The 25,542-nt window shown below is 71.6% G+C and carries 18 protein-coding genes; 7 read left to right on the forward strand and 11 right to left on the reverse strand.

The genetic code is table 11. The features are described 5' to 3' along the window. Positions 1-66 precede the first annotated feature (66 nt). Positions 67-1,320 (forward strand): MFS transporter, encoded by a 1,254-nt coding sequence (locus tag AB0E02_RS11585; protein WP_351534322.1) that lies wholly within the window; start codon positions 67-69, stop codon positions 1,318-1,320. Between the two features lie 107 nt (positions 1,321-1,427). On the opposite strand, the gene AB0E02_RS11590 is transcribed toward AB0E02_RS11585, so the two are convergent. After that, positions 1,428-2,252: a maleylpyruvate isomerase family mycothiol-dependent enzyme gene (locus AB0E02_RS11590; RefSeq protein WP_362137801.1), complete on the reverse strand. Its 825-nt coding sequence runs from the start codon at positions 2,250-2,252 to the stop codon at positions 1,428-1,430. A gap of 153 nt (positions 2,253-2,405) precedes the next feature. Continuing rightward, positions 2,406-2,936 (reverse strand): LURP-one-related family protein, encoded by a 531-nt coding sequence (locus tag AB0E02_RS11595; protein WP_362137802.1) that lies wholly within the window; start codon positions 2,934-2,936, stop codon positions 2,406-2,408. A gap of 64 nt (positions 2,937-3,000) precedes the next feature. Here AB0E02_RS11595 and AB0E02_RS11600 point away from each other — a divergent pair, with 64 nt between their 5' ends. Continuing rightward, the gene (locus AB0E02_RS11600) at positions 3,001-4,803 is read left to right on the forward strand and encodes an NHL domain-containing thioredoxin family protein (protein ID WP_362137803.1); all 1,803 of its coding nucleotides are present in this window, start codon (positions 3,001-3,003) and stop codon (positions 4,801-4,803) included. Between the two features lie 70 nt (positions 4,804-4,873). Here the strand turns inward: AB0E02_RS11600 and AB0E02_RS11605 are convergent, their stop codons facing one another. The 7 genes from AB0E02_RS11605 to AB0E02_RS11635 form a co-directional block, all read right to left on the reverse strand. After that, the gene (locus AB0E02_RS11605) at positions 4,874-5,524 is read right to left on the reverse strand and encodes a DUF4232 domain-containing protein (protein WP_362137804.1); all 651 of its coding nucleotides are present in this window, start codon (positions 5,522-5,524) and stop codon (positions 4,874-4,876) included. Between the two features lie 171 nt (positions 5,525-5,695). Then, positions 5,696-6,466, reverse strand: a complete 771-nt coding sequence (locus AB0E02_RS11610) for a helix-turn-helix transcriptional regulator (RefSeq protein ID WP_362137805.1) — start codon at positions 6,464-6,466, stop codon at positions 5,696-5,698. Between the two features lie 323 nt (positions 6,467-6,789). Continuing rightward, the gene (locus AB0E02_RS11615; RefSeq protein ID WP_362137807.1) at positions 6,790-7,689 is read right to left on the reverse strand and encodes a hypothetical protein; all 900 of its coding nucleotides are present in this window, start codon (positions 7,687-7,689) and stop codon (positions 6,790-6,792) included. Between the two features lie 295 nt (positions 7,690-7,984). Beyond that, complete coding sequence (locus AB0E02_RS11620) at positions 7,985-8,785, reverse strand: DUF4232 domain-containing protein (protein WP_362137808.1); 801 nt, start codon at positions 8,783-8,785, stop codon at positions 7,985-7,987. 133 nt (positions 8,786-8,918) lie between these two features. Next, a complete protein-coding gene (locus AB0E02_RS11625) occupies positions 8,919-10,922 on the reverse strand; it encodes a BTAD domain-containing putative transcriptional regulator (protein WP_362137809.1) in 2,004 nt (667 codons plus the stop codon). 1 nt (position 10,923) lies between these two features. Then, positions 10,924-12,219 carry a M18 family aminopeptidase gene (locus tag AB0E02_RS11630; RefSeq protein WP_030411511.1) on the reverse strand — a complete coding sequence of 432 codons (1,296 nt, stop codon included), beginning with the start codon at positions 12,217-12,219 and terminating at the stop codon, positions 10,924-10,926. Positions 12,220-12,532: 313 nt separating this feature from the next. Beyond that, positions 12,533-14,359 carry an acyl-CoA dehydrogenase gene (locus tag AB0E02_RS11635; protein ID WP_362137810.1) on the reverse strand — a complete coding sequence of 609 codons (1,827 nt, stop codon included), beginning with the start codon at positions 14,357-14,359 and terminating at the stop codon, positions 12,533-12,535. 168 nt (positions 14,360-14,527) lie between these two features. Here AB0E02_RS11635 and AB0E02_RS11640 point away from each other — a divergent pair, with 168 nt between their 5' ends. The 3 genes from AB0E02_RS11640 to AB0E02_RS11650 all read left to right on the forward strand — a co-directional run bounded on the left by AB0E02_RS11640 (position 14,528) and on the right by AB0E02_RS11650 (position 17,430). After that, on the forward strand, positions 14,528-15,001 hold the full coding sequence (locus AB0E02_RS11640) for an SseB family protein (RefSeq protein WP_030411509.1): 474 nt from the start codon (positions 14,528-14,530) through the stop codon (positions 14,999-15,001). A gap of 186 nt (positions 15,002-15,187) precedes the next feature. Then, a complete protein-coding gene (locus AB0E02_RS11645) occupies positions 15,188-16,141 on the forward strand; it encodes a pirin family protein (protein ID WP_362137811.1) in 954 nt (317 codons plus the stop codon). A gap of 122 nt (positions 16,142-16,263) precedes the next feature. Continuing rightward, positions 16,264-17,430, forward strand: coding sequence for an AI-2E family transporter (locus AB0E02_RS11650; RefSeq protein ID WP_362137812.1), 1,167 nt, complete (start codon positions 16,264-16,266; stop codon positions 17,428-17,430). Here AB0E02_RS11650 and AB0E02_RS11655 read toward each other — a convergent pair. Further along, entirely contained in the window at positions 17,340-19,523 is a 2,184-nt protein-coding gene (locus AB0E02_RS11655; RefSeq protein ID WP_362137813.1) for a SpoIIE family protein phosphatase, read from the reverse strand. The genes AB0E02_RS11650 and AB0E02_RS11655 overlap by 91 nt on opposite strands. A gap of 309 nt (positions 19,524-19,832) precedes the next feature. On the opposite strand from AB0E02_RS11655, the gene aspS reads away from it, so the two are divergent. After that, a complete protein-coding gene (aspS, locus tag AB0E02_RS11660) occupies positions 19,833-21,596 on the forward strand; it encodes an aspartate--tRNA ligase (protein ID WP_362137814.1) in 1,764 nt (587 codons plus the stop codon). A gap of 193 nt (positions 21,597-21,789) precedes the next feature. Beyond that, positions 21,790-23,538, forward strand: coding sequence for a hypothetical protein (locus tag AB0E02_RS11665; protein ID WP_362137816.1), 1,749 nt, complete (start codon positions 21,790-21,792; stop codon positions 23,536-23,538). 111 nt (positions 23,539-23,649) lie between these two features. Here the strand turns inward: AB0E02_RS11665 and metG are convergent, their stop codons facing one another. After that, a complete protein-coding gene (gene metG / locus AB0E02_RS11670; protein ID WP_362137818.1) occupies positions 23,650-25,365 on the reverse strand; it encodes a methionine--tRNA ligase in 1,716 nt (571 codons plus the stop codon). Positions 25,366-25,542: the final 177 nt, after the last annotated feature.

Here is a 25,542-nt window from a genome sequence, read left to right on the forward strand (position 1 = left end):
GCCCGCTCCGGCATGGGCGGCGGGGCCCGGCTGCTGCCCGCCGACCCGCCCGGCGGCCCCCGGGCCATGGCGGTCTGGGGCATCGGCGTCGCCGTCTACTTCGTCGCGATCACCTACCGCACGAGCCTGGGCGTGGCCGGGCTGGACGCCGCCGAACGCTTCCACATCAACGCCTCGGCGCTGTCGACCTTCTCCATCCTCCAGCTGCTGGTGTACGCGGGGATGCAGATCCCCGTCGGCCTGCTGGTCGATCGGCTCGGCGCCAAAAGGGTGCTGACCCTCGGCGTCGTCCTCTACACCGCCGGCCAGTTCGGCTTCGCGCTCTCCGCTTCGTACCCCATGGCGCTCGGCTCGCGCGCGCTGCTGGGCTGTGGTGACGCGATGACCTTCATCAGCGTGCTGCGGCTGGGTTCGCGCTGGTTCCCGGCCCGGCGCGGCCCGATGATCGCCCAGATCGCCGCGCTGGTCGGCATGGCCGGCAACCTCATCTCCACCCTCGTACTCGCCCGCTTCCTGCACACCTTCGGCTGGACCCCGACCTTCGCCGCCAGTGCGGCCGGTGGCATCGTCGTGCTGATCGTGCTGCTGGCCTTCCTCAAGGACCACCCCGAGGGCTTCGAGCCGCCGCCGGCCCCGGCCGGGCACACCGGCACCGGGTTCGTGCGCCGGCAGATCGCGGACGCCTGGCGGGAGCCCGGCACCCGGCTGGGCATGTGGGTGCACTTCACCACCCAGTTCCCGGCCATGGTCTTCCTGCTGCTGTGGGGCCTGCCGTTCCTCGTCGAGGCACAGGGCCTGTCCCGCGGCACCGCCGGTGAACTGCTCACCCTGGTGGTGCTCTCCAACATGGCCGTGGGGCTGGTCTACGGCCAGATCATCGCCCGCCACCACGCCGCCCGCATGCCGCTGGCACTGGGCACGGTCGGTGCCACCGCCCTGCTCTGGGCAAGCGTGCTGAGCTGGCCGGCCGACCATGCGCCCATGGGCCTGCTGATCGCGCTCTGCTCCGTGCTGGGCGCCTGCGGTCCGGCGTCGATGATCGGCTTCGACTTCGCCCGGCCCGCCAACCCGCCCGAGCGCCAGGGCACCGCCTCCGGCATCGTCAACATGGGCGGCTTCACCGCATCGATGACGACGCTGCTCGCGATCGGCGTCCTGCTGGACGCGACCGGCGACAACTACCGGATCGCCTTCGCCTCGGTCTTCGTCCTCGAAGCGGTCGGTGTCTCACAGATCCTGCGGCTGCGCCGCCGGGCCGCCCGCCGCGAGCGTGAGCGGCTGGTCGTCAGCCGCGTCGAGGCGGTGCATGTTCCGGCCTGAGCGGCGCTGTTTCACGTGAAACGGCGGGTGTTGTTTCACGTGAAACGGGGGCCGGCCGACGCGAAGTGGTCCGCCGGCCCGAGTTCACTACGGCGTGAGCGCGTGCGCTACGGCGTGACCGCGAAATTGTCCAGGATCGCCTCGGCCAGCTCCTGGTCACCATCGATCTTGATCTGCTCGGCGACCGCCGCCGGGCGGACCCGGCCGCAGGCCAGCTGGTGGAAGGTGTCCCAGTCCAGGGCGAGGGTCACCGTCGGGCCCAGCGAGACGCTGCCGTCGATGGTGGCGTTGCCCTCGTTGTCGATCCGGACCGTACGCAGGAACTCCACCGGGCCGCTGACGTCGAAGACCACCACCGAACCGGCGGGTGCCTGGGCCCTCTTGGAGACGATGCCGGGCAGCACCTTGACCAGCAGGTCGCGGGTCACCTGTGCGCCGGGGGAGTCGAGATTGCCGGGCTTACCGAGCGCCCGGCGCAGGTCCTGCTCATGCACCCAGACGTCGAACGCCCGCTGCTGGAGCACGAATTCCAGCGACCGGTCCTCATCGAGCGGGCTGCGCACCACCGCGTCGGGCTCGCGGGACTCGTTGCGCAGCTGCCGGGAACGGCGGATGACGGTGTATTCGAGTTCGCTGAGCATCTCCGGCGCGGTGTGATGCCGGCGGACGTCGACCTGCACCTCCATGCGGCGCGCCGACTCACTGCGGACGTGGTAGAGGTCGCGCGGCAGCGTGTGGATCGGCCGTGGGTCGCCCAGCATTTCGCATTCCAGGCCGATGATGTGCGAGACCACATCGCGAACCGACCAGCCTGGCAGGCACGTCGCCCGGTTCCACTCGCCTTCGACGAGCGGAGTCACCAGCTCGGTTATCGCTTCTATGGAGTGCGTCCAGGCATCGATGGAGGACTGAAGGCTGGGATGGACGGTCACGGGACCCCTCGGACGGTTCGTACGCGGGCTGCTGTCTGTGCAGTTAAGTTACCGCTGCGCACGGGCACCCCGGCAGTGCTTTCGGGGGACCATCGTAGGACGATGTCCCGCGACGGCAGCGGGTTCCGGCGCAGCGTTCCGGGCGCCCGCAGCTCAGTCCCCGCCGCGCTCCCGCTCGGCCAGCCGGATCACGCACACCGCGACGGCGATCAGCAGCGCCGGATCCGCGTCGTCCCGTACGACCTTGACCGCATACGTGTCGCGCACGGTCAGCCAGCGCCGTGAGATGTCGGCGAGCAGTTCGCCCTCGTACTCGACGGCGAACTCCCGGTCCAGGATCTTGCCGCTGACGTCCAGCACGGTGCCGTCCGCAAGCTCCACGCGGTAGTGGTTGCGCAGCAGCGAGAGCCGCTTGCGGCGGATGGTGGCCAGCGGCGCGTCGTCCCGCTCGATGGTCATCGTGTCGCGCAGGGCCAGCATCTTCTTCCGGATGGTGATCAGCACCCGGCCTTCGGCGTCCTTCAGCTCGAAGGTCTCCCGCATCCGGAGCGCCTTGCCGTCCACGAGGAAGGCGTGGTGGCCGTGTTCGTCGTCGATCCAGTAGTCGTCGCCGATGCCGAAGATCCGGTCGCGGACGAGGAAGGTGCCGGAGCGCGGCGGCTGCGCCGCGGGTGAGGGCTGCATGGCTGACCTGTTCCCCGGCGCCCCTGCGGAATGCGCACGCACCTGAGTGACGTTGAATGTCCACATGGCTTCACGTGCGCGCGTCCGGGCCCCCGAGCTGATCGGCAAGGGCGGCTGGCTGAACACCGGCAACAAGGATCTGACCCTCTCCGACCTGCGAGGACGCATCGTCGTCCTGGATTTCTGGACGTTCTGCTGTGTGAACTGCCTGCACGTCCTGGACGAGCTGCGGGAGCTGGAGGAGAAGCACCGCGACACGGTCGTGATCATCGGTGTGCACTCCCCGAAGTTCGTGCACGAGGCCGAGCACCAGGCGGTGGTGGACGCCGTCGAGCGGTACGGCGTCGAGCACCCGGTCCTCGACGACCCCGAGCTCGCCACGTGGAAGCAGTACGCGGTCCGGGCCTGGCCGACGCTGGTGGTGATCGACCCCGAGGGGTACGTCGTCGCCCAGCACGCCGGCGAGGGCCATGCGCACGCCATCGCCACGCTCGTCGCGGAGCTGGAGGCCGAGCACGAGGCGAAGGGCACCCTGCGGCGCGGCGACGGCCCGTACGTACCGCCGGAGCCGGTCGCCACCGACCTGCGCTTCCCCGGCAAGGCGGTCCGGCTGCCGGGCGGCGGCTTCCTGGTCTCCGACACCACCCGCCACCAGCTCGTCGAGCTGGCCGAGGACGGCGAGCGGGTGCTGCGCCGGATCGGCAGCGGTGAACGCGGCCTGACCCCGGACACCTTCAACGAACCGCAGGGCCTGGCCCTGCTGCCCGACGGCAAGGTCGCCGTCGCGGACACCGTCAACCACGCCCTGCGCGTCTTCGACCCCGAAAGCGGCACGCTGGAGACGGTGGCCGGTACCGGCAAGCAGTGGTGGCAGGGCTCCCCGACGTCCGGGCCGGCGCGCGAGGTGGCGCTCTCCTCGCCGTGGGACATCGCCTGGTGGCAGGACCGGCTGTGGATCGCGATGGCCGGTGTGCACCAGCTGTGGACGTACGACCCGGCCACCGGCACGGTCGAGGTGGCCGCCGGCACGACGAACGAAGGGCTGGTGGACGGCCCGGCCGCCGAGGCCTGGTTCGCCCAGCCGTCCGGGCTCGCGGCGGCCGCTGACCGGCTGTGGATCGCGGACTCGGAGACCAGCGCGGTCCGCTGGGTCGAGCCCACGGAGGACGGATACGTCATCCGCACGGCCGTCGGCACCGGGCTCTTCGACTTCGGCCACCGCGACGGCGCGGCCGGGCAGGCGCTGCTTCAGCACCCGCTGGGCATCACCGCGCTGCCCGACGGCTCGGTCGCGATCGCGGACACCTACAACCACGCCCTGCGCCGCTACGACCCGGCGAGCGGCGAGGTGACGACGCTGGCGACGGATCTGCGCGAGCCGTCCGACGCGGTGCTCGTCGACGACGACATCGTGGTCGTCGAGTCCGCGCGGCACCGGCTGACCCGGCTGCGGCTGCCCGAGGAGGCGGTCCGGGTGGAGGCGGTGGCGCACCGCACCCAGCGTGCGGCCACCGAGGTGGCGCCGGGCGCACTGCGGCTCGACGTGGTCTTCCAGGCCCCGGCGGGCCAGAAGCTGGACACCCGCTACGGCCCGTCGACCCGGCTGCTGGTCAGCGCGACCCCGCCGGAACTGCTCGCCGACGGTGCGGGCGCCGGCACGGACCTCAACCGGGAACTGGTGCTCGCGGACGGCGTGACCGAGGGCGTGCTGCATGTCTCGGCGATGGCCGCGTCCTGCGACGACGACCCGGACATCGAGTATCCCGCCTGCCACGTCCACCAGCAGGACTGGGGCGTTCCGGTGACCGTCACCGAGGACGGCGTGGCCCGGCTCGGGCTGGTGCTGGCGGGGCTGGACGCCGCATAGCCACCGGCGCCCGGGCCCGTTGACGGGGCCCGGGCCGTGCCGGTGGGGCGGCGGTGTGGGTGGTGCCGGATCAGTTCCCGACGCCGGCCGTCACTTCGGCCCCGTGGATGCTGTGCGACCAGTTGGTGATCTTGCTCTTGCCGACGGAGATGTGCAGCCGCTTCTCCGCGAAGTTCAGGGTGACCGGCCCGCGGGTGGTGGAACTCGCGGTGGAACCCATGAAGTCGATGGTCACCGACTTCTGCTCGGTGCCCTTGCTGGCCGGCGTGTTGGTCGGGATGACCGCGTACGCATAGCCCTTGGCGGGCACGTCGATGGTCGGGCCCATGACACTGGGCTCGCCCGCCAGCAGCGGCAGCGGTGCCTTGGCGTTGTTGAAGCGCAGCCGCGGGCCGTTGTACAGCCGGCAGGTGTTGCCGGTGGTGTTCTTGAACTTCACCGTCACATGACTGTCCGGGCCGGTCTGCTGGGAGAACGTGACCCGGTAGGTGCTGGGCCAGCAGGGGGACACCCGGCGCGACGCCGCGCCGGCTCCGGCGCCTGCCGCGGCCGCACCACCGCCGATGATCTTCCGCTTCTTGCTCTTGGAGGACGAGGAGGAGGTCTTCTTCGACTTCTTCGAGGAGTGGCTGTTGCAGCCGGTCAGCGCGAGCGAACCGGCGAGCCCGAGGGCCAGCGCGGCGTACGCGGCGGAGCGGCGGCGGGTGCGGGGTGCGGTCATGGGTGGAGTCCCCCAGTGGGTCGCTATGGTCAGCGAGGTGTGTCTGTCATGGCACGGCCACGATATCGATTGCGGTTCGATCTTCCAGTGCGGGTTCGTGGCGGCTCCGGTCCGAGCGGCATCACCGCAGGTCAGCGATGCCAGGCGGAGTCGCGGCCCGGAATTGCAGGGTCAGGATCCCTCCGGACAGGTCGGCAAGGTGGTGTTGTCGAGCTGTTCCGGCCGGATGCGGATCCCCGGCACCCACATCCGCGCGCCGTCGTGATCGACCCGGAACCAGATGCTGCTGTGCCCGCCCGCCTCGTCGGTGACCGCCACACCGTTGGCGATCCGGCACACCGCACGCAGCACATCGCCGTGCCAGACGTGCGCCACGACGTTGGAGCGCCGGTAGACCAGGTAGGGATCACGGGCCAGTCCGAGCGCACAGTTGGCGGTGCGGGGGCGTTGGCAGGCCCGTTCGACGTTGTTGACGGTGATCCGGGCGGACCCGGTGCCCTTCGCCGAGGCCTCCGAGCCGTGCACTCCGCCTGCGCTCACGCTGTCGTGCGAGGGGCCGTCCGGGGCCCGGTCCGGGCCGGTCAGCACCGGAATGGCCACCGCGGCACCGGCCAGCACCGCGACCGTCCCGAGCGCGGCGAGCACCAGCGGCAGCCGCCGCCGTCCCGTCGTCCCCTGCTTCGTCCCCTGGCCCGCCGGCTCGTCCGTCCCGCCCGCTTCCCGTGCGATGTCAGGGCCCGAGTCCGCTGCCTCCTGGGCCCGGTGCAGCAGATCGGTGAGCGCGGGCAGCCGGTCCTCACCGGTGAAGGAGACCTTGCACCACTGCACCAGCAGCCGCTCATCGGGCAGCCCCTGACCCCGCAAATAGCGCGAGAGGGACGACCGGCTCGCCGGTAACCGGCCCTCCAACTCCTTGAGACTGTAGCCGAGTTCACGATGCATATGGCGTAGTGCGAGGACGAACTCGCGAGTGGGGCCGGAGAGTTCGTCGGGAAGAGAAGCCAGTGGCTTACGTCGGGGATGAGCGGCGTGGTTCTGATTGCCAGGCACATCCCGCATTCCAGCACAGGGGGCATGCACGCGCGAGGGGCACTTCCGCTCCCCTGTGACGGAAGTGCCCCTCGTTACACGATCCGGATCGGGCCCGGACCAGCTGGTGACGTTTCACGTGAAACGGACCGTGCCTCAGCGCCTCGCATCGGCCTCGTCGTTTCCCTCAGCCTCGTCGTTTCACGTGAAACAGCGACGCGAGGTCGTACGGCGCGTCAGTCGCCGAACATCACCGGGCGGTACGGCGCGAACTCCGCGTCCCCGCCCGGCAGGCCATAGGTCAGCGTCCGGTGGTCGGTGCCATGGCCGCCGCGCTGCTCGTAGGCCGTGTACGAGGAGTGTGCGTCGTTGTTCCACTTCTCGAAGATCACCACGTGCCGGTTGTTGTTGTCCCCGGACGCATCGATGAGCAGGTCACCGGGCTTGAGTGCGCCGAGCGGAATCGGCCGGGTGATACCGCGGTCGGTGGCCAGCCCCACGGTGTTGGTGCCCGGCGTCGGCAGCCCGAGCGCCATGGACGCATAGCCCGAGCAGTCCTGGCGGTAGCCGTCCTTCCAGACCTGGGCCTGGCTGTACGGGACCTGGGCGCCATCGTTGGCGGTGAGCCAGGTGGCGGCCCGGTTCAGCATCTCCTGGCGGGAGCCGCCGGGCTGCGGCCGGCCACCGTCGCCGTGGACCGGTACGCCCGGCAGCCGGTCCTGCGGGACGTCCACCGCGACCACCGTGAGAAAGCCGGTGACCGGGCCCGTCAGGTGGGCCATGTACGTCGAGCAGGCGCTGCCCTGGCACACCCGGTGCCCGGTGTCGACCTGGTAGTCGGCGGTGATCCGGTCCTGGCCCGCGGCGGTCTTGTTGATCATGCCGACGGCGGGGGAGTTGATGTCGGGGCCGGCGTGCACCACCCATCGCGTCCCCCAGGTGGGAAAGTCCGCGGCGGCCGTCGCCTGCCGGCCGTCGGCGGCCGCGGCCTGCCGTATGCCGGTGGCGGCCGCGGGGCCGGGCTCGCTGCCGTGGGCCGGCACCGCGCATCCGGCGACGCCGATGCCCGCGGCGACCACCGCGGGCAGCACTTGCCGCAGCGCGGCCCTGCGACCGCTGCGCGTGTGCTCCTCCATGCCGATTCCCCTCCGTAGGCGGCCGGTCGGCAGGAGGGCCGGCGGCCGGTCGGTGAGCCGCCGGGTGGTCCCGCCGCGGCGACGGAGTACATCGTGGGACGGCGGAAGGGCGCCGGCCCGGGACTTGCTGTCCCCTGAGACATCTCTGCCGTGTGCACGGCGGTGACCTGCGGAGATTGCCGGCTGGACGGGACGTGACGGGCGCCTGCGTGAGACATGACGGGACAACAGGCAGGGCGCCCGCTGGGGGATGCGGGCGCCCTGGTTCAAGGGGAGGCGGCGGTGGCGTGCGGCCTTACCAGGCGGTGGCGTCGTCCGCGTCCGACTGCCAGTACGTCACCCACGCGCTGTCGTCGACGTACACCGCGCCGCCCGGCAGCGCCACCTTCGCCGAGCCGCCGACGCTGCCCTTGCCGTCCCGGCCCGGCAGACTCACGGACAGCGCGGTCCGCCGGCCGCCGTTGCGGCCGGAACCATCGGCCGCGGAGGTCAGCACACCGGCGTAGCCCGACTCCCCGGGCGCAAGGGTGACCACCGCCTGCGGCCGGCTCTCCGGCAGGTCGGCGAGCGGCGCCTGAGCGTCGTCGAAGCGCAGTTTGGGAGCGTAGTAGAGGTCGCAGGTGGCGCCGGAGGTGTTGGTGGCCACCAGCAGCAGGTGGTTGACCGGCCGCTGCAGCGGCTTGGCGACGATCCGGATCGCTGCGGCATCACAGGCGGAGTGCCGTACGCCCGGGGTGCCGTGCCCGGCGGTCCCGCCGGCAGGACGAGCGTCGGTGCCGCCGGCCGCGCCGGGTGCGTCGCGCCGTGCGGAGGCCTGCTCCGCCCCGCCGCCGTCGGGCCGGGCCCCGCTGCCCGCCGCACCGGCCTCCTTCTCCGGCAGCTTGCGGGCCGCCCGGGCCGCCGAGTCCTGGACGCCCGGTGCCGAGGGGTGGAACGGCTTGGCCTCGCTGGTCTGGAGCGGGTTGTCCTGTCCGCCGCAGGCGGTGAGGGTGAGCGCGGCCACCGCGGTCAGGCCGGCGGCGGCGACCCGCAGCGTGCCCCGACGGGCGGTACGGGCGGTGCGAGGGCTGCTGGTGCGGTCCTGACGCTGCGGCATTGTGGTCTCCCCCGGGTCGGTCGGTCGATGCCCTCAGATTGCCGCCCGCCGCTGCCGTGCCACTAACGCCCGCCTAACGTCCCTGCCCGCCGACGCCTTCGGCGCCGCACGTCCCTTGCCGTCACCCGCGCCGCTACGCCCCGCCCGCGCCGCTTCCCCCGCCCTCGCCGCGCTCGTCCCGGGCGAACAGCTGCGTCAGCGTGCTGATCGTGTAGACATCGGTGGCCTCCTCGTCCACCAGATGCATTTCGGCGAGCCGGTCCAGGCCGTCCTGGGTGCGCTCCGGGTCGTAACCGGCCAGCGCCGCCGCCACCGCCGCGTTGAGGTGCCCGTCCGCGCTGGTCGCCAGCGCCGACAGCAGCCGGGCGTCGTCCGCGGACAGCCGGGCGACGGACATCCGCAGCGCCGCCGCGATCCCGGTGTCCTCCGCCGACAGCAGCGCCAGCCGCCGCTGTTCGTCGCGCAGGGCGGCCGCGAGCCGGGCCAGCCGCCAGCGCGGCCGGGCGGTCAGCTGGGCGGCCGCGGCCCGCAGCGCCAGCGGCAGCCCGTCGCACAGGTCGACCAGTTCGCGCGCGGCGGCCGGGTCCTCGGCCACCCGCTCCGGCCCGAGCATGGCGCCGAGCAGCGCGGCGCCCTCCTCGTGGCCGAGCGCCTGGAGACCCACCGGCCGGGCGCAGTCGGTGGCGACCAGGCCGTCGAGCCGGCTGCGGCTGGTGACGACCGTGGCGCAGTGCGGCCCACCGGGCAGCAGCGGCCGTACCTGTGCCGAGCTGCGGGCGTTGTCGAGGACGACCAGCAGCCGGCGTTCGGCGACCAGCGAACGGAACAGTGCCGAGGCGGCCTGCGCCGAGCCGGGGACCTGCTCCTGGGGGGTGCCGAGCGCGAGCAGGAAGTCGCGCAGGATCTCGGCCGGCGCCGCCTCGTCACCCTCGCCGAAACCGCGGAGATCGGCGAAGAGCTGGCCGTCGGGGAAGGCGTCGGCGTGCAGATGCGCCCACTGCACGGCACAGGCGGTCTTGCCGACGCCGACCGGTCCGGCGACCACCGCGAGCGGGCTCTCACCGGTCGTACGGTCCATCAAGGCATCGGTCAGCGCCGCGAGTTGGTGCTCCCGGCCCAGGAAGCGGGCCGGCGGCCGGGGCAGCAGCCGCGGCGCGGCGCCGGTCCGCTCGGCCCCGGCACCCGTACCGCCCGATACGGGACCGAAGTGCGGAGCGGCGGAAGGCACACCCTCGGGTCCCGGGCCGTCGGCCCCCGGACCTGCTGCGCTCCCCGGTACGGGCGTCCCACCACCGCCCGCGGAACGCGCGGCGTTCCGACCGCCGCCCGCGGGCTGCGCCGCCTCCCGGTCCCCGCCCGTCGCCGGCTTCGTCGCGCTCCCGCGCCCGCTGCCCGCCGCCTCGGCGCGCAGGATCTCCTCGTAGGCGCTGCGCAGCCGCTCGCCGGGGTCGACGCCCAGTTCCTCGTTGAGCAGCCGACGGGTGCGGTGGAACCACTCCAGCGCGTCGGACTGCCGTCCGGTGCGGAACAGCGCCCGCATCAGCCCGGCGATCAGCCCTTCCCGCAACGGGTGGTTGGCGGCCGCGGAGTAGAGGATCGCCACCGCCTGGTCGTGCTCGCCGAGTGCGCCGTGCGCCCGGCCCAGCGCCTCCACGGCCGCCAGCCGGCGCTCCTCCAGAGCATGCGCCGCGGCCGCGAACGGCGGGCTGGTGACCGTGCCGGTCAGCGCCGGCCCGCGCCACAGGCCCAGCGCCTCGCGCAGCAGTGCCACCGCGTCGGCCGGGGCCGCCTCGGGACGGGCCAGCGTCACCAGCTCGCTGAACCGGTGGGCGTCGATCAGCTCCTCCGGCAGCCGCAGCAGGTAGGCCGAGCCGTGGGTGGCCAGCTCGATGCCGTACGCATCGGCGCCGCCCTCGGCGAGCGTGGCGCGCAGCCGGGAGACGTGTCCCTGGACGACCGTGCGCGCATGCTCGGGCGGCTCGTCCTCCCACAGGGAGTCGATCAACTGCTCCAGCGGAACGGTGGTGTTGGGCTGCAGCAACAGCAGCGCCAGCACACTGCGCCGTTTTGCAGGGCCGAGCGGCAGCTCCCGGGAGCCGGCCGTCACGGCGATCGGGCCGAGCAGCGAGAAGTCCAACTCAGCCCTCCAGGAAGGCCGTCAGGGCGTTCGCGAGCAGGTGGGGGTCCTCGGCGCCACACAGTTCGCGGGCCGAGTGCATGGACAGGATCGCCACGCCGATGTCGACGGTCGCGATGCCGTGCCGGGCCGCGGTGATCGGCCCGATGGTGGTCCCGCACGGCATCGAGTTGTTGGAGACGAAGCTCTGCCACGGCACGCCGGCGCGCTCGCAGGCCGCCGCGAAGACGGCCCGCCCGCTGCCGTCCGTGGCGTAGCGCTGGTTGACGTTCACCTTGAGGATCGGACCGCCGTTGGGCATCGGCTGGTGCCCCGGCTCGTGCCGCTCGCTGTAGTTGGGGTGGACGGCGTGCCCGGTGTCGGACGACAGGCAGATGGTGCCGGCGAAGGCCCGGGCCCGGTCCTCGTACGAGCCGCCGCGGGCGAACACCGAGCGCTCCAGGACCGTGCCGAGCAGCGGGCCGTCGGCGCCGGTGTCGGACTGGCTGCCGTTCTCCTCGTGGTCGAAGGCGGCCAGCACCGGGATGCTGGTCAGCGCGGAGCCCTGGGCGGCGGCCGCGGTGAGCGCGGCCGTACCGGCGTGCACGGACAGCAGGTTGTCCATCCTCGGCCCGGCGACCAGTTCGCGGTCGCGGCCCAGATAGGCCGGTGGCTCGATGCTGTGCACCATCAGGTCCCAGCCCTTGATGTCCCCGGCCGGGACGCCGATCTCCTCGGCGACGAAGGCGATCAGATCGCCCTCGGCCACCTCGCCCAGGCCCCAGATGGGCGTCATGTGCCGCTGCTTGTCGAGCTTGAGGCCCTCGGCGTTGACCGAGCGGTCGAGGTGCACGGCGAGCTGCGGCACCCGCAGCAGCGCCCGGTCGACGTGCACGAGCCGGTGCTCCCCGCCGGCCAGCGTCACCCGTCCGCTCAGCCCGAGATCGCGGTCGAGCCAGGTGTTGAGGAGGGTGCCGCCGTAGATCTCCACGGCGACCTGCCGCCAGCCGCGGGCGCCGGTGTCCGGAATCGGTTTGACCCGCAGATTGGGAGAGTCGGTGTGAGCCCCGACAATTCGGTACGGACTCGCCGCGTTCGCGCCCTCGGGGACGTACCAGGCGATGATCGCGCCGCCGCGCAGCACATACCGTCCGCCGCTCTCGCCGTCCCAGGCGTCGGTCTCCGCGACCTGCCGGAAACCTGCCTTTTCCAGCCGCTCCGCCGCATTGGCGACCGCGTGGTACGGCGACGGACTGGCGGCGAGGAAGGACATCAGGTCGTCGGTGTGGCCGCGATCGAAGCGGGCGGAGTTGGTCATGGATTCAGCATAAGGAGCCGGGCCCCGCATTCCCCGTGCGCGTGCGGAGTGACTCCGCTCCCTTCCGGCCACGATTCCTGCATTCCAGAACGAGAACCCCACCGGAACGAACGATTCCGGTCTGCTGGGCGGGTGGGCCGGACCAAGAATGACGAAGCCCGCCTCCCCGGGGGAAGGGAGGCGGGCAACGTCAGTCTGGACTGCCTCTATGAGAGACCTCTAAGAACGCCGGTACAGAGTGCTCGGGAAGGCCGCGCGCCCGGGCAGCGGACCCTGCCCCGGCACGCGGACCTGCCGTTCCCTGCGCGCTCTTTCAGAACGCGGCCTCGTCGAGCTCCATCAGCGACTGGTCGACGGACTCGGCGAGGGAGCGCTGGACGGAGACGTCCGGCAGGATGTTGTGCGCGAAGAACTTCGCCGCGGCGATCTTGCCGGTGTAGAAATGCTTGTCCTTCGCCGAGGCGCCGGCCAGCTTCTCCGCGGCCACCGCCGCGCCCTTGAGGAGGAGGTAGCCGACGACGACGTCGCCGGAGGCCATCAGCAGGCGGGTGGTGTTGAGGCCGACCTTGTAGATGGACTTGACGTCCTGCTCGGTCGCGGCGAGGTCGGTCAGCATGGCGCCGACGATCGCCTCCAGGTCGGCGGCGGCCTTGGCCAGCTCGCCGCGGGCCTGCGCCAGCTCCTCGCCGCCGATGTTGTCGGCGAGGAACTTCTTGATCTCCTCGGACAGCACGGTCAGCGCCTGGCCCTGGTCCCGCACGATCTTCCGGAAGAAGAAGTCCTGGCCCTGGATGGCGGTGGTGCCCTCGTAGAGGGTGTCGATCTTGGCGTCGCGGATGTACTGCTCGATCGGGTACTCCTGGAGGTACCCGGAGCCGCCGAAGGTCTGCAGCGACTGCGCCAGCTGCTCGTAGGACCGCTCCGAGCCGTAGCCCTTGACGATCGGCAGCAGCAGGTCGTTGAGGCGGTTCGCGGCGCTCGCGTCCTCGCCCGCGGCCTCCTTGGCGATGATCTCGTCCTGGACCGTGGCGGTGTAGAGCACCAGGGCGCGCATGCCCTCGGCGTACGCCTTCTGCGTCATCAGCGAGCGGCGCACGTCGGGGTGGTGGGTGATGCTGACGCGCGGCGCGGTCTTGTCGGTGAAGGCCGCCAGGTCCGGGCCCTGCACGCGCTCCTTGGCGTACTCCAGGGCGTTGAGGTAGCCGGTGGAGAGGGTGGCGATGGCCTTCGTGCCGACCATCATCCGGGCGAACTCGATGATCTTGAACATCTGGCGGATGCCGTCGTGCTTCTCGCCGAGCAGCCAGCCCTTGGCGGGGTGGTTGGCGCCGAACGTCATCTCGCAGGTGTTGGAGGCCTTCAGGCCCATCTTGTGCTCGACGTTCGTGGCGTAGACGCCGTTGCGCTCGCCCAGCTCGCCGGTCTCCCAGTCGAAGTCGTACTTCGGCACGATGAACAGCGACAGGCCCTTGGTGCCCGGGCCGTGGCCCTCGGGGCGGGCGAGGACGAAGTGCACGATGTTCTCGGACATGTCGTGCTCACCGGACGTGATGAAGCGCTTGACGCCCTCGATGTGCCAGGAGCCGTCCGCCTGCTGGGTGGCCTTGGTGCGGCCGGCGCCGACGTCCGAACCGGCGTCCGGCTCGGTCAGCACCATGGTCGAGCCCCACTGCTTCTCGACCATCAGCTGGGCTATGCGGTGCTGCTCCTCGGTGCCCTCGTCGTGGAGGACGCCGGCGAAGGCGGGGCCGGAGGCGTACATCCACACGGCCGGGTTGGCGCCCAGGATGGTCTCGGCGAAGGCCCACAGCAGGGAGCGCGGCGCGGTGGTGCCGCCGATCTCCTCCGGGATGCCCAGCCGCCACCACTCGGCGTCCATGTACGCCTGGTAGCTCTTCTTGAACGAGTCGGGGACCGGCGCGGTGTTGGTGTCCGGGTCGAAGACCGGGGGGTTGCGGTCCGTGTCGGCGAACGACTCGGCGAGCTCGTTCTCCGACAGTCGGGCGATCTCGGACAGCACGCTCTTGGCGGTGTCGACATCCATCTCCGCGAACGGTCCGGTGCCGTACACGCGGTCACGGCCCAGCACCTCGAAGAGGTTGAACTCGATGTCGCGGAGATTCGACTTGTAGTGGCCCATGGGTACGGCTCCGTAAGGGTTCGGGAGAGGACCCCAAGGCTGGGACCTCAGACGCAATACCGGCTAGTAGCTAGCATGATGCTACCCGCGGGTAATAAGAATCAACCCCTTCCGCCCATCTGTGACGAGCGTCCCCCGGTGCTGCGCCGACTCAGTAGGCTGAGGCGCATGTACGGCTACGACCAGAACGCGGGTGCCGGGCAGCAGTACGGCGCGCCTCCGCCACCGCCGCAGCAGCCGGCCCCCGGGGGCTACGGCGAACAGCCGCTCTACCCCGAGCCGTCCCCGCCCTCGCTCGCCGACGCGGTGCGCGCCTTCACCACCGGCTCGATGTCGGCCGAGGACTTTCAGGGCATCTTCTCGACGTCCAAGGTGTACTGCCCGCGCGGTGACAACCCCGGCTTCCTGGCGCTGCACAACACCCAGCAGCCGGTGATCCCGATGTTCACCTCGCTCAAGGAGCTGCGGCGGTACGCGGGCAAGGAGTCCAAGTACTTCGTGATCACCGGCGCCGAGGTGCTCGACCTGCTGCCGACCGGCTACGGCTTCGTCCTCGACATGGAGGGCGACCACCGGATGGTCTTCGACGCCAAGGCCGTGGAGCAGATGGTCGACTTCGCGATGCGGCGGATGTACGGCTAGGCGCCCGTGCCGCGCAGGCGGCTGAGTGCCCCGCGCAGACCGCCCCGCCTTCCTGAACGGCCGGCCGACATTGTTCGGCCGGCCGTCTGCCTTGGTCCTGTGACCTGCGGAAACGCTCGTGGGAATGGCTATGCCTTGCAGGTTGTTCAGCATTCAACTAAGTTGTGAGCGACCGAGGAGGCCGTCATGCCCGCTGTGACCGTAGAGAACCCGCTGACCCTGCCCCGCGTGGCGGCACCCGCCGCGGCGCAGATCCGTCCCGTGCTGGGCGTCGCCACGGCGCCGAGCGGATTCGAGGGTGAGGGCTTCCCGGTGCGCCGGGCCTTCGCCGGCATCGACTACAAGCACCTCGACCCGTTCATCATGATGGATCAGATGGGCGAGGTGGAGTACGCGCCCGGAGAGCCCAAGGGCACGCCCTGGCACCCGCACCGCGGCTTCGAGACCGTCACGTACCTGATCGACGGCACGTTCGTGCACCGGGACTCGCACGGCGGCGGCGGGGTCATCAACGGCGGTGACACACAGTGGATGACGGCGGGCTCCGGCCTGCTGCACATCGAGGCGCCGCCGGAGTCGCTGGTCATGTCCGGCGGTCTCTTCCACGGCCTCCAGCTGTGGGTCAACCTGCCGAAGAGCGACAAGATGATGGCCCCCCGCTACCAGGACATCGGCGGCGGCCAGGTCAAGCTGCTGACCTCCGCCGACGGCGGGGCGCTGCTGCGCCTGATCGCCGGCGACGTCGACAGCCACCACGGCCCGGGCATCACGCACACGCCGATCACGATGATGCATGTGTCGGTGAACCCCGGTGCCGAGCTGACCCTCCCCTGGCGCAAGGACTTCAACGCCCTTGCCTACGCCCTGGCCGGCCGTGGCACCGCCGGCGCGGAGGGGCGCCCGTTCCGCATGGGCCAGACGGTGGTGTTCGGAGCCGGCGACTCGCTCACGATCCGGGCGGACGAGACCCAGGAGTCGCGCAGCCCGAACTTCGAGGTGGTGCTGCTGGGTGGGCTGCCGATCCGCGAGCCGATGATGCACTACGGCCCGTTCGTGATGAACACCCATGCCGAACTGGCCCAGGCCTTCGAGGACTTCCAGGCCGGACGGCTCGGCACGATCCCCGCCGGGGAGCACTGACCGGCGTCGGACCTCGTGATGAGGGGCGGTGTTTCACGTGAAACGAGGTGTTTCACGTGAAACACCGCCCCGGCGCGTTCCCCCGCCCGTTTCCGGACCGTGCGCCGTGGTGGACTGTCCGGGTGCGAAACGATTCGGATCATGACCGGAGCGGCTCCGGCCCCGAACGGTCGCTGACGGAGAAGCCGTTGCTGCCGGTCGAGGCCCGTCGTGCCGCGGCCTGGTGCGCGGTGGCGCTGCTGGTCGCGTCCGTGCTGGCCGTCGGCGTATGGCTGTGCGTCTTCCTGAGTGCGGCGGTCACGCCGGTGCTGCTGGCGCTGCTCGGCAGTGCGCTGCTCGGGCCGCTCTACCGGCGGCTGGTGGCGATGCGGCTCAACCGCTCGCTGGCGGCCGGGCTGACCTGCGCCGTCCTGCTGGTGGTGGTCGGCGGCGCCGGATACGTCGTCGTCAGTGCGCTGGTGGACACCGGGGACCAGATCATCGCCTCGCTCAAGGAGGCCGGCCAGGGCCTCTCCAAGAACTTCGGCATGGCCGGTACCTCGCTCGACGACCTGGCCTCCAACGCCAAGAGCCTGGTCACCAGGTTCGGCGGCGAGGCGGCCTCCGGGCTGCTGGCCGGGGTCAGCGTCGTCGGCCAGTTCATCGCCGCCTCGGTCCTCGCCCTGCTGCTGACGTTCTTCTTCCTCCGCGACGCGGACAAGGCCGTCCGCGCGCTGCACGACTGGGCGCCCGGCAATTCGGGACCGCAGCTCGAACGGATGGCCCGCCGTGGCTTCCAGGCCATACAGGGCTTCATGCGCGGCACCACCTTCATCGCGCTGATCGACGCCCTGTGCATCACCGTCGGCCTGCTGATCCTCCAGGTCCCGGGCGCCCCGGGCCTGGGCGCACTGGTCTTCGTCGGCGCGTACATCCCCTACCTCGGCGCGTTCATCTCCGGCGCGGTGGCGATCCTGGTGGCGTTCGCCGACCGGGGCTTCGTGATCGCGCTGTGGACGCTCGGCGTCGTCCTCGCCGTCCAGGTGCTGGAGGGCCATGTCCTGCAGCCGATGATCCAGAGCCGGACGGTGCAGATGCACCCGGCGACGGTGATGCTGGCGATCACGGCCGGCGCCAGTGTGGCCGGCATCCTCGGCATGCTGCTGTCCGTCCCGCTGACCGCCGCGGTCTCCGGCGTCCTGCACGAACTGCGCAAGCACTACGCGGCGGACTCGGACTCCGCCTCGGACTCCGGCTCCGACCCCAGCTCCGGCGACACCGGGCCCAATGCGTCCCCCACGTCCTCGTAGAGCTCGAACCACGTCGACTTGCCGTCCCCGCGCGGATCCACGCCCCACCTCCCGGCCAGCAGCTCCAGCAGCACCAACCCCCGTCCCGAGGAGGCCAGTTCGCCGGGGCTGCGCCGGTGCGGCAGCTCGTCGCTGCTGTCGGAAACGTCGACCCGGACCCGGCGGGCGCCGCGCTCCCCGGAGATCTCGGCGACCAGCAGCGCGTCCCCGTCGGTGTGCAGCAGGACGTTGGTGACCATTTCGGAGACCATCAGCACCGCCGAGTCGACCTGGTCCGGGTCGGCCCAGTCGTGCAGCACCTCGCGGACCTGCCGGCGGGCCTCGGCTATCCGGTGCGGTTCGGCCTGGGCCACGGAGAGCGCGGTGCGCCGTACGGGCTGCTGGGCCAGCAGTCCCCCGGTGCCGACGCCGCAGCTGCCGCCCTCACGGCACAGCAGCAGAAGGGCGATGTCGTCCTCGCGGCGGTCCACCAGCGGTCCGGTGGTGTGGTGCGAGGGCGGCCCGTGCACGGCCTGGACCAGGGCGTCGGCGAGCCGTTCCAGATCCCCCTGGTCCGCGCCGACCTCGTGCGACTCGATGATGCCGCGCAGTCGCGACCATCCGGTCTCCAGGTCGTGCCCGCCGGTCTCGATCAGCCCGTCGGTGCATACCATCATCGTTTCGCCGGGCTCCAGGACGAGGCGGGTGGTGGGGTAGTCGGCGTCCGGGACGATGCCCAGCGGCAGCCCGCCCGCGGTCGGACGGATCAGCATCGTGCCGTCGCACAGCCGGATCGCCGGGTCGGGGTGGCCGGCCCGTGCGATGTCCAGCAGCCCGGTCGACGGGTCCACCTCGATGTACAGACAGGTGGCGAACCGCTGGTCCTCGCCGTGGCCGCGGAACTCCGTCGCATTGATCCCGGCCAGGAACCGGGACGCCCGCGAGAGCACCGCGTCCGGGTGGTGCCCCTCGGACGCATAGGCCCGCAGCGCGATCCGCAGCTGCCCCATCAGGCCCGCGGCCCGTACGTCATGGCCCTGTACGTCCCCGATGACCAGCGCGATCCGGCCCGACGGCAGCGGGATCATGTCGTACCAGTCACCGCCCACCTCCAGCCCGCCGCCGGTCGGGACGTAGCGCGCCGCGACCGTCATCCCCGGGATGTCCGGCTGCACCGTCGGCCGCATGCTGCGCTGCAGCCCGAGCGCCAGCTCCTGCTGTTCCTCCTGCATCCCGGCCCGGGCCAGCGCCTGCGCCAGCATCCGGGCGACGGTGGTCAGTACCGAGCGCTCGTCGGGCGTGAAGGCGACCGGCTCGGCGAACCCGGCCATCCAGGCACCGATCGTCCGGCCCGCGTTGACCAGCGGCAGGAACGCCCAGGACGTCCGGCCGAAACGGGCGGCCAGCGGCCAGGTGGCCGGGTAGCGGCCGCGGTACTCCTCGGGCGTCGGCAGATAGATGGCCCGGCCGGTGCGGATCACCTCCGCGGCCGGGTACTCCGTCTCCAGCGGCATGTCGAGGAACGGCTGCTCGTCGCCGGGCCGGTGGCCGTGGTGGCCGATGACCGACACCCGGTCGCCCTCGATCCCGAAGACCGCGAGCCCCTCCGGCATGAAACCGGGCATCGACAGCCCCGCCGCCACCCGCAGCACCTCGGCGGTGGACCGGGCCTCGGCCAGCGCCCGCCCCGCGTCCAGCAGGAACGCCTCGCGCGAGCGGCGCCAGTCGCCGGTGACCGGGGTGTGCGCGGCGGAGGTGCCGGGCAGCGGCTCGGGCACCTCCTGGAGGGTGCCGACCAGCTCGAAATCACCGTCGACCACGCGGGGCCGGGACCGGGAGCGGACCAGCCGCAGCACCTGCCCCTGCTCGTCGACGACCCGCAGCCGGGCCTCGGCCAGCGTCTCCTCGGCGGCCGCGAGCTGCACGATCCCGTTGACCTCGGCGAAGTCGACGGGATGAAAACGGGAACGCACCGCCGCCTCGGTCAGCTCCACCGGCTCGGCCGGCAACCCGAGCAGCCGGGCCGCCTCGGCGTCGAGGCTCACCCGTCCCGTGGCGTTGTCCCAGCGCCAGAGGCCGGTTGCGATGGCAGCCAGGAGGTCCTTGGTGCGCATTGCCTCACTTTAGGGGCGTTTGCCGGAGGTCGACCAGAGAGCGGAACGTGACCCTCGTCGCAGTCGTCGCCCCCGGCGCACCCCGGTGATCACGCCGGAATCGCGCCGGGAACCCTCCGGGAATCGCTGATGCGTATATGTCAACGAAGTGCCGGGGGCCGGGGCGGTAACCTGGAGCGGTTATGTCAATCCTGGGGTGGCCTTTCGGGTGATCCACGGGGAGAGCGGCCGGGCGTCCGCACCGGATCCCGACCCCGCCCCCCTCCCGACAACTCCTCACCTCGACACTCGCGACGACTTGGATGAGCGATGCACCGGTACCGGTCCCATAACTGCGGCGAGCTCCGAGCCGCGGACGTCGACACCGACGTCCGCCTCAGCGGCTGGCTGCACAATCGTCGTGACCTGGGCGGCATCCTCTTCATCGATCTGCGCGACCACTACGGTCTCGTCCAGCTCGTGGCCCGCCCCGGCACCCCCGGCGCCGAGGCGCTCGACAAGCTGACGAAGGAGACGGTCGTCCGCGTCGACGGCAAGGTCGTCTCCCGCGGTGCCGACAACGTCAACCCGGAGCTGCCCACCGGCGAGATCGAGATCGAGGTCACCGAGGTCGAGGTCCTGGGCGCGGCCCAGCAGATCCCGTTCACGATCAACGCGGACGACGGCGTCAACGAGGAGCGGCGCCTGGAGTACCGCTTCCTCGACCTGCGCCGCGAGCGCATGCACCGCAACATCATGCTGCGCTCGGCGGTCATCGCGTCCATCCGTCAGAAGATGGTCGCCCTCGGCTTCAACGAGATGGCCACGCCGATCCTCAGCGCCACCTCCCCGGAGGGCGCCCGCGACTTCGTCGTGCCGTCCCGCCTCCACCCGGGCAAGTTCTACGCGCTGCCGCAGGCCCCGCAGCAGTTCAAGCAACTGCTGATGATCTCGGGCTTCGACCGGTACTTCCAGATCGCCCCGTGCTTCCGCGACGAGGACGCCCGCGCGGACCGCTCGCCGGGCGAGTTCTACCAGCTCGACGTCGAGATGTCGTTCGTCGAGCAGGAGGACGTCTTCCAGCCGGTCGAGAAGCTGATGACCGAGCTGTTCGAGGAGTTCGGCGGCGGCCGGCACGTCACCTCGCCGTTCCCGCGCATCCCGTTCCGCGAGGCGATGCTGAAGTACGGCTCCGACAAGCCGGACCTGCGCGCCCAGCTCGAACTGGTCGACATCACCGACGTCTTCGAGGGCTCGGAGTTCAAGGCGTTCGCGGGCAAGCACGTCCGCGCGCTGCCGGTGCCGGCCGTCCAGGACCAGCCGCGCAAGTTCTTCGACCAGCTCGGCGACTACGCGGTCCAGCAGGGCGCCAAGGGCCTGGCCTGGGTGCGCGTCGGCGAGGACGGCTCGCTGACCGGCCCGATCGCCAAGTTCCTCACCGAGGAGAACGTCAAGGTCCTCACCGAGCGCCTCGGGCTGGAGGCCGGCCACGCGGTCTTCTTCGGCGCGGGCGGGTTCGACGAGGTCTCGAAGATCATGGGCGCGGTCCGCGTCGAGGCCGCCAAGCGCGCCGGCCACTTCGAGGAGAACGTCTTCCGCTTCTGCTGGATCGTCGACTTCCCGATGTACGAGCGGGACGAGGAGACCGGCAAGATCGACTTCTCCCACAACCCCTTCTCGATGCCGCAGGGCGGCATGAAGGACCTGGAGGAGAAGGACCCGCTGGACATCCTGGGCTGGCAGTACGACATCGTCTGCAACGGCGTCGAGCTGTCCTCCGGCGCGATCCGGAACCACGAGCCGGACATCATGATCAAGGCCTTCGAGATCGCGGGCTACGACCGTGAGACCGTCGAGGAGAAGTTCGCGGGCATGCTGCGTGCCTTCCGCTTCGGCGCCCCGCCGCACGGCGGCATCGCCCCCGGCGTCGACCGCATCGTCATGCTGCTCGCGGACGAGCCGAACATCCGCGAGACCATCGCGTTCCCGCTGAACGGCAACGCGCAGGACCTGATGATGGGCGCGCCGACCGAGCTGGAAGAGACCCGGCTCAAGGAGCTCCACCTCAACGTCCGCAAGCCGCAGGTGAAGTAGCCCTCACCGGCAAGGGGCCGGACCGGCTCCCGCCAGGCCGCAGGGGCGGTGTTTCACGTCGTTCGTTTCACGTGAAACACCGCCCCTCGCCCTATCCCGACGCGGTGCCTCGGGCGTGCACCGCGCGGCGTCCTGTGCTCCAACCGCACCACACATGTGGCCGGTCGGGCGCTGCCCCCGCAGGGTGGTGCCCATGCAGCAAGCCAGCCTCCTCCCCGGCACGACCGGCCTGGGCCCGCGGGACCGTCCGACGCGCCCCGCACCGGGCAGTGATCTGCGATGGCTGATCACCGTGGCCGCCGTCTTCACCGCCGGGCAGCTCTATTTCGCCGTCGCCACCCCCGGTCTGGGATGGGACGAGACGGTCTACGTCAGCCAGGTCGACCCGCACACCCCGGCCGCGTACTTCAGCGCCCCGCGCGCCCGCGGCGTCACCCTCCTCCTCGCCCCGGTCGTCGCCCTCACGACCTCGGCCCCCGTGCTGCACTGCTACCTCGCACTGCTCTCCGGCGCCGGGCTCCTGCTCACCCTCTGCATCTGGCGGCGCCTGCTGCCGCCGCCCGTCCCGGCGCTCGGCGGCGCGCTGTTCGCCGGGCTGTGGGTCACCCTCTTCTACGGACCGCAGGCCATGCCCAACCTGTGGGTCGGCTACGCCGCGCTCATCGCCACCGGCTGCTTCCTGCTCGCCGTGCGCCAGCCGCCCGTACAGCTGGCCCCGGAGGCCGGCCGGGGCGCCGCCACCGGCCTCGCCGCCGCGGTGGCACTGGTCGCGCTGATGCGCCCCACCGACGCGGTATGGCTGGCCGTTCCGCTCTTCCTGGCCGGGCTCGTCGTGCCGACCTGGCGCCGGTCCACCGTCCTGCTCGCCCTCCCGGCCGGTCTCGCCCTCGGATGCGCCGAGTGGATCATCGAGGCGTACGTCTCCTACGGCGGCTTCGCCGCCCGGCTGCGGCAGGCCGCGGAGATCCAGGGCGGCCTCGGCTGGCACCCGTCCTTCGCCGACCACGCCCGGGCACTCCAGGGCAAGACCCTGTGCCGCCCCTGTCACCTCGCCTGGGACCATCCGGTGGCGGCGGCATGGTGGTGCGCGCTCCCGCCGGCGGTCCTCGGCGCGGTCTGGGCCGCGGTACGCGCCCGCGAACCCGGCGGCGCGCTGCACCGCTACGGACCGGTGTGGCCGCCCGGCCACGGACCGCACTCCGGCCGGCGCGACGGCCTCCGGCTCGACCCCGTACGGCTGGGCAGCCTCGTCCTGGACGCGGCCCGTGCCAACCGCCTCGCCACCGGCGGCGCGGGGCAGCGGGACGGGCAGACCTGGCCGACCCTCCGCCTCCACGACCCCGACCGTTCGCTGCACCGTTACGGCGCGGCACCCGTCGTGCTCCCGTCCCTGGTCGGCCTCTGCCTCGCCGCCCCCTACCTCCTGGCGGTCGACTACGCCGCCCCGCGCTTCCTGCTGCCGGCGTACGCCCTGCTGATGATGCCCGCCGCCTGGTTCCTGTGCCGGCTGGCCCTCCTCCCCCGCCGGCGGCCCGCCGCGGCGGTGGCCCTGCTGGCCCTCGTCCTGCTCGGCCACGAGGCCGTCCAGCTGGCGATCCTGCACAAGATGCAGCGCGGGACGGTACGCGCCCAGACCGACATCGGCCGGATCGCCCGGACCCTGCGCACCGCCGGTCTCCGGCCGCCGTGTGCCGTCAGCGGCGAGGAGGCGGTCCGCGTGGCGTACCAGGCCGGCTGCGCGTCCCGCCAGCCCGCCGGCCATGACGCCAGCATCACCCCGACCGCCCTGACCCGGCTCGGCACCCGCCGCCCCGCCGCCGTCCTCCTCGTGACCGGCCACCGGCCCCCGCACTACGCCCGCGGTTGGCGCAAGGTCTCCCTCCCGCCGACCCCCGGCCTGAAGCGGCTGACCGCCTACGTCTCACCGGGCACCAAGCCCTGAGCGCCGTCCGCCGGCAGTCGGCCCCACAAAGCACCTGCGCCCGCCCCACCCTCAAGGGCGGGACGGGCGCACAAAGGCAGGGGGACCGGCGGTCACCGGTAACGAGGACGGTCAGCCCTCCGCACCGCCGAAACGCTCGCGGTACGAGTCCAGGTCCTCCTCGGTGATCTTCGCGAAGAGCACCGGCGGCACCGTGAACGGCGTCCCCGCCGGCACCGACGCCAGCGCCTTCGCCTCGTCCTGCGAGACCCACACGGCAGTGTCGTCCGCCAGCGCGAACGCGCTCCGCATCGCCTTCGCCGACGCCGGGATGAACGGCTCGGAGACCACCGCGTACAGGTGGATCAGGTTCATCGCGGTCCGCAGCGTCAGCGCCGCCGCGTCCTTGTCCGTCTTGATCTCCAGCCAGGGGGCCTTCTCCTCCAGGTAGGAGTTGCCCGCGCTCCACAGGGCACGCAGCGAGGCCGACGCCTTGCGGAACTGCAGCGCCTCCATGTGGCCCTCGTACTCCGCCAGCAGCCCGGCGATCTCCTCGCCCAGCTTCTGCTCGGCGGCACCGGCCTCGGCGCCCGCCGGAACCTCGTCGCCGAACCGCTTGCGGGAGAACGACAGCACCCGGTTGACGAAGTTGCCGAGCGTGTCCGCGAGGTCCTTGTTCACCGACGACGAGAACAGCTCCCAGGTGAAGGAGGTGTCGTCCGACTCCGGCGCGTGGGCCATCAGGAAGTAGCGCCAGTAGTCGGCCGGCAGCAGCTCCAGCGCCGCGTCCGTGAAGACGCCCCGGCGCTGCGAGGTGGAGAACTTCCCGCCGTAGTAGTTCAGCCAGTTGAAGGCCTTGAGGAAGTCGACCTTCTTCCACGGCTCACGGGTCCCCAGCTGCGTCGCCGGGAACATCACGCTGTGGAACGGCACGTTGTCCTTGGCCATGAATTCCGTGTAGCGGACGTCCTCGGCCTCGTACCACCACGACTTCCAGTCGCGGTTCTCCGGGTCGACGTCGGCCCACTCCTTCGTCGCGCCGATGTACTCGATCGGTGCGTCGAACCAGACGTAGAAGACCTTGCCCTCGGCCGCCAGCTCCGGCCACACGTCCGCCGGCACCGGGACGCCCCAGTCCAGGTCACGGGTGATCGCCCGGTCCTGCAGGCCCTCGGTCAGCCACTTGTGCGCGATCGAGGACGCGAGGGTCGGCCACTCCTTGCTGCCGTTGCCCTCCAGCCAGCCCTCGACCTCGTGCTGCAGCTTCGACTGGAGCAGGAACAGGTGCTTGGTCTCCCGCACCTCCAGGTCACCGCTGCCGCTGATCGCCGACCGGGCGTCGATCAGGTCGGTCGGGTCCAGCACCCGGGTGCAGTTCTCGCACTGGTCGCCGCGCGCCTTGTCGTAGCCGCAGTGCGGACAGGTGCCGACGATGTAGCGGTCGGGCAGGAAGCGCTCGTCGGCGTTGGAGTAGACCTGCCGGATGGCGCGCTCCTCGATGAAGCCGTTCTCCTGCAGCTTGCGCGCGAAGTGCTGGGTGAGCTCGACGTTCTCCGGCGAGGAGCTCCGCCCGAAGTAGTCGAACCGCAGCCCGAAGCCCTCGTAGATCGCCTTCTGCTTCTCGTGCTGCTCACCGCAGAACGCGTCGACCGACTGCCCGGCCTCCTTCGCCGCCAGCTCGGCCGGGGTCCCGTGCTCGTCCGTCGCACAGATGTAGAGCACGTCGTGCCCCCGCTGCCGCAGATACCGGGAATACACGTCGGCCGGGAGCATGGACCCCACCATGTTGCCCAGGTGCTTGATCCCGTTGATATACGGAAGGGCGCTGGTGATGAGGTGTCGAGCCATTGCCGGCTGCTCCCAAGTCGCTACGGTGAGTGAGGATTTGCTTTACGGAACGTCAATATCGTACTGGAAGGGGTGGGGGTGCCCGCGCGGCTGTTTTGCAGTGCGGACGCGGCCGCGGGGGGGGGGGGGGGGGGCGGAGGCGCGGGCGGGGGCGGGGGGGGGGAGGGACGGGGCGGG

It is taken from the genome of Streptomyces sp. NPDC048196 (assembly GCF_040652715.1).
Taxonomy (GTDB): domain Bacteria; phylum Actinomycetota; class Actinomycetes; order Streptomycetales; family Streptomycetaceae; genus Streptomyces; species Streptomyces siderophoricus.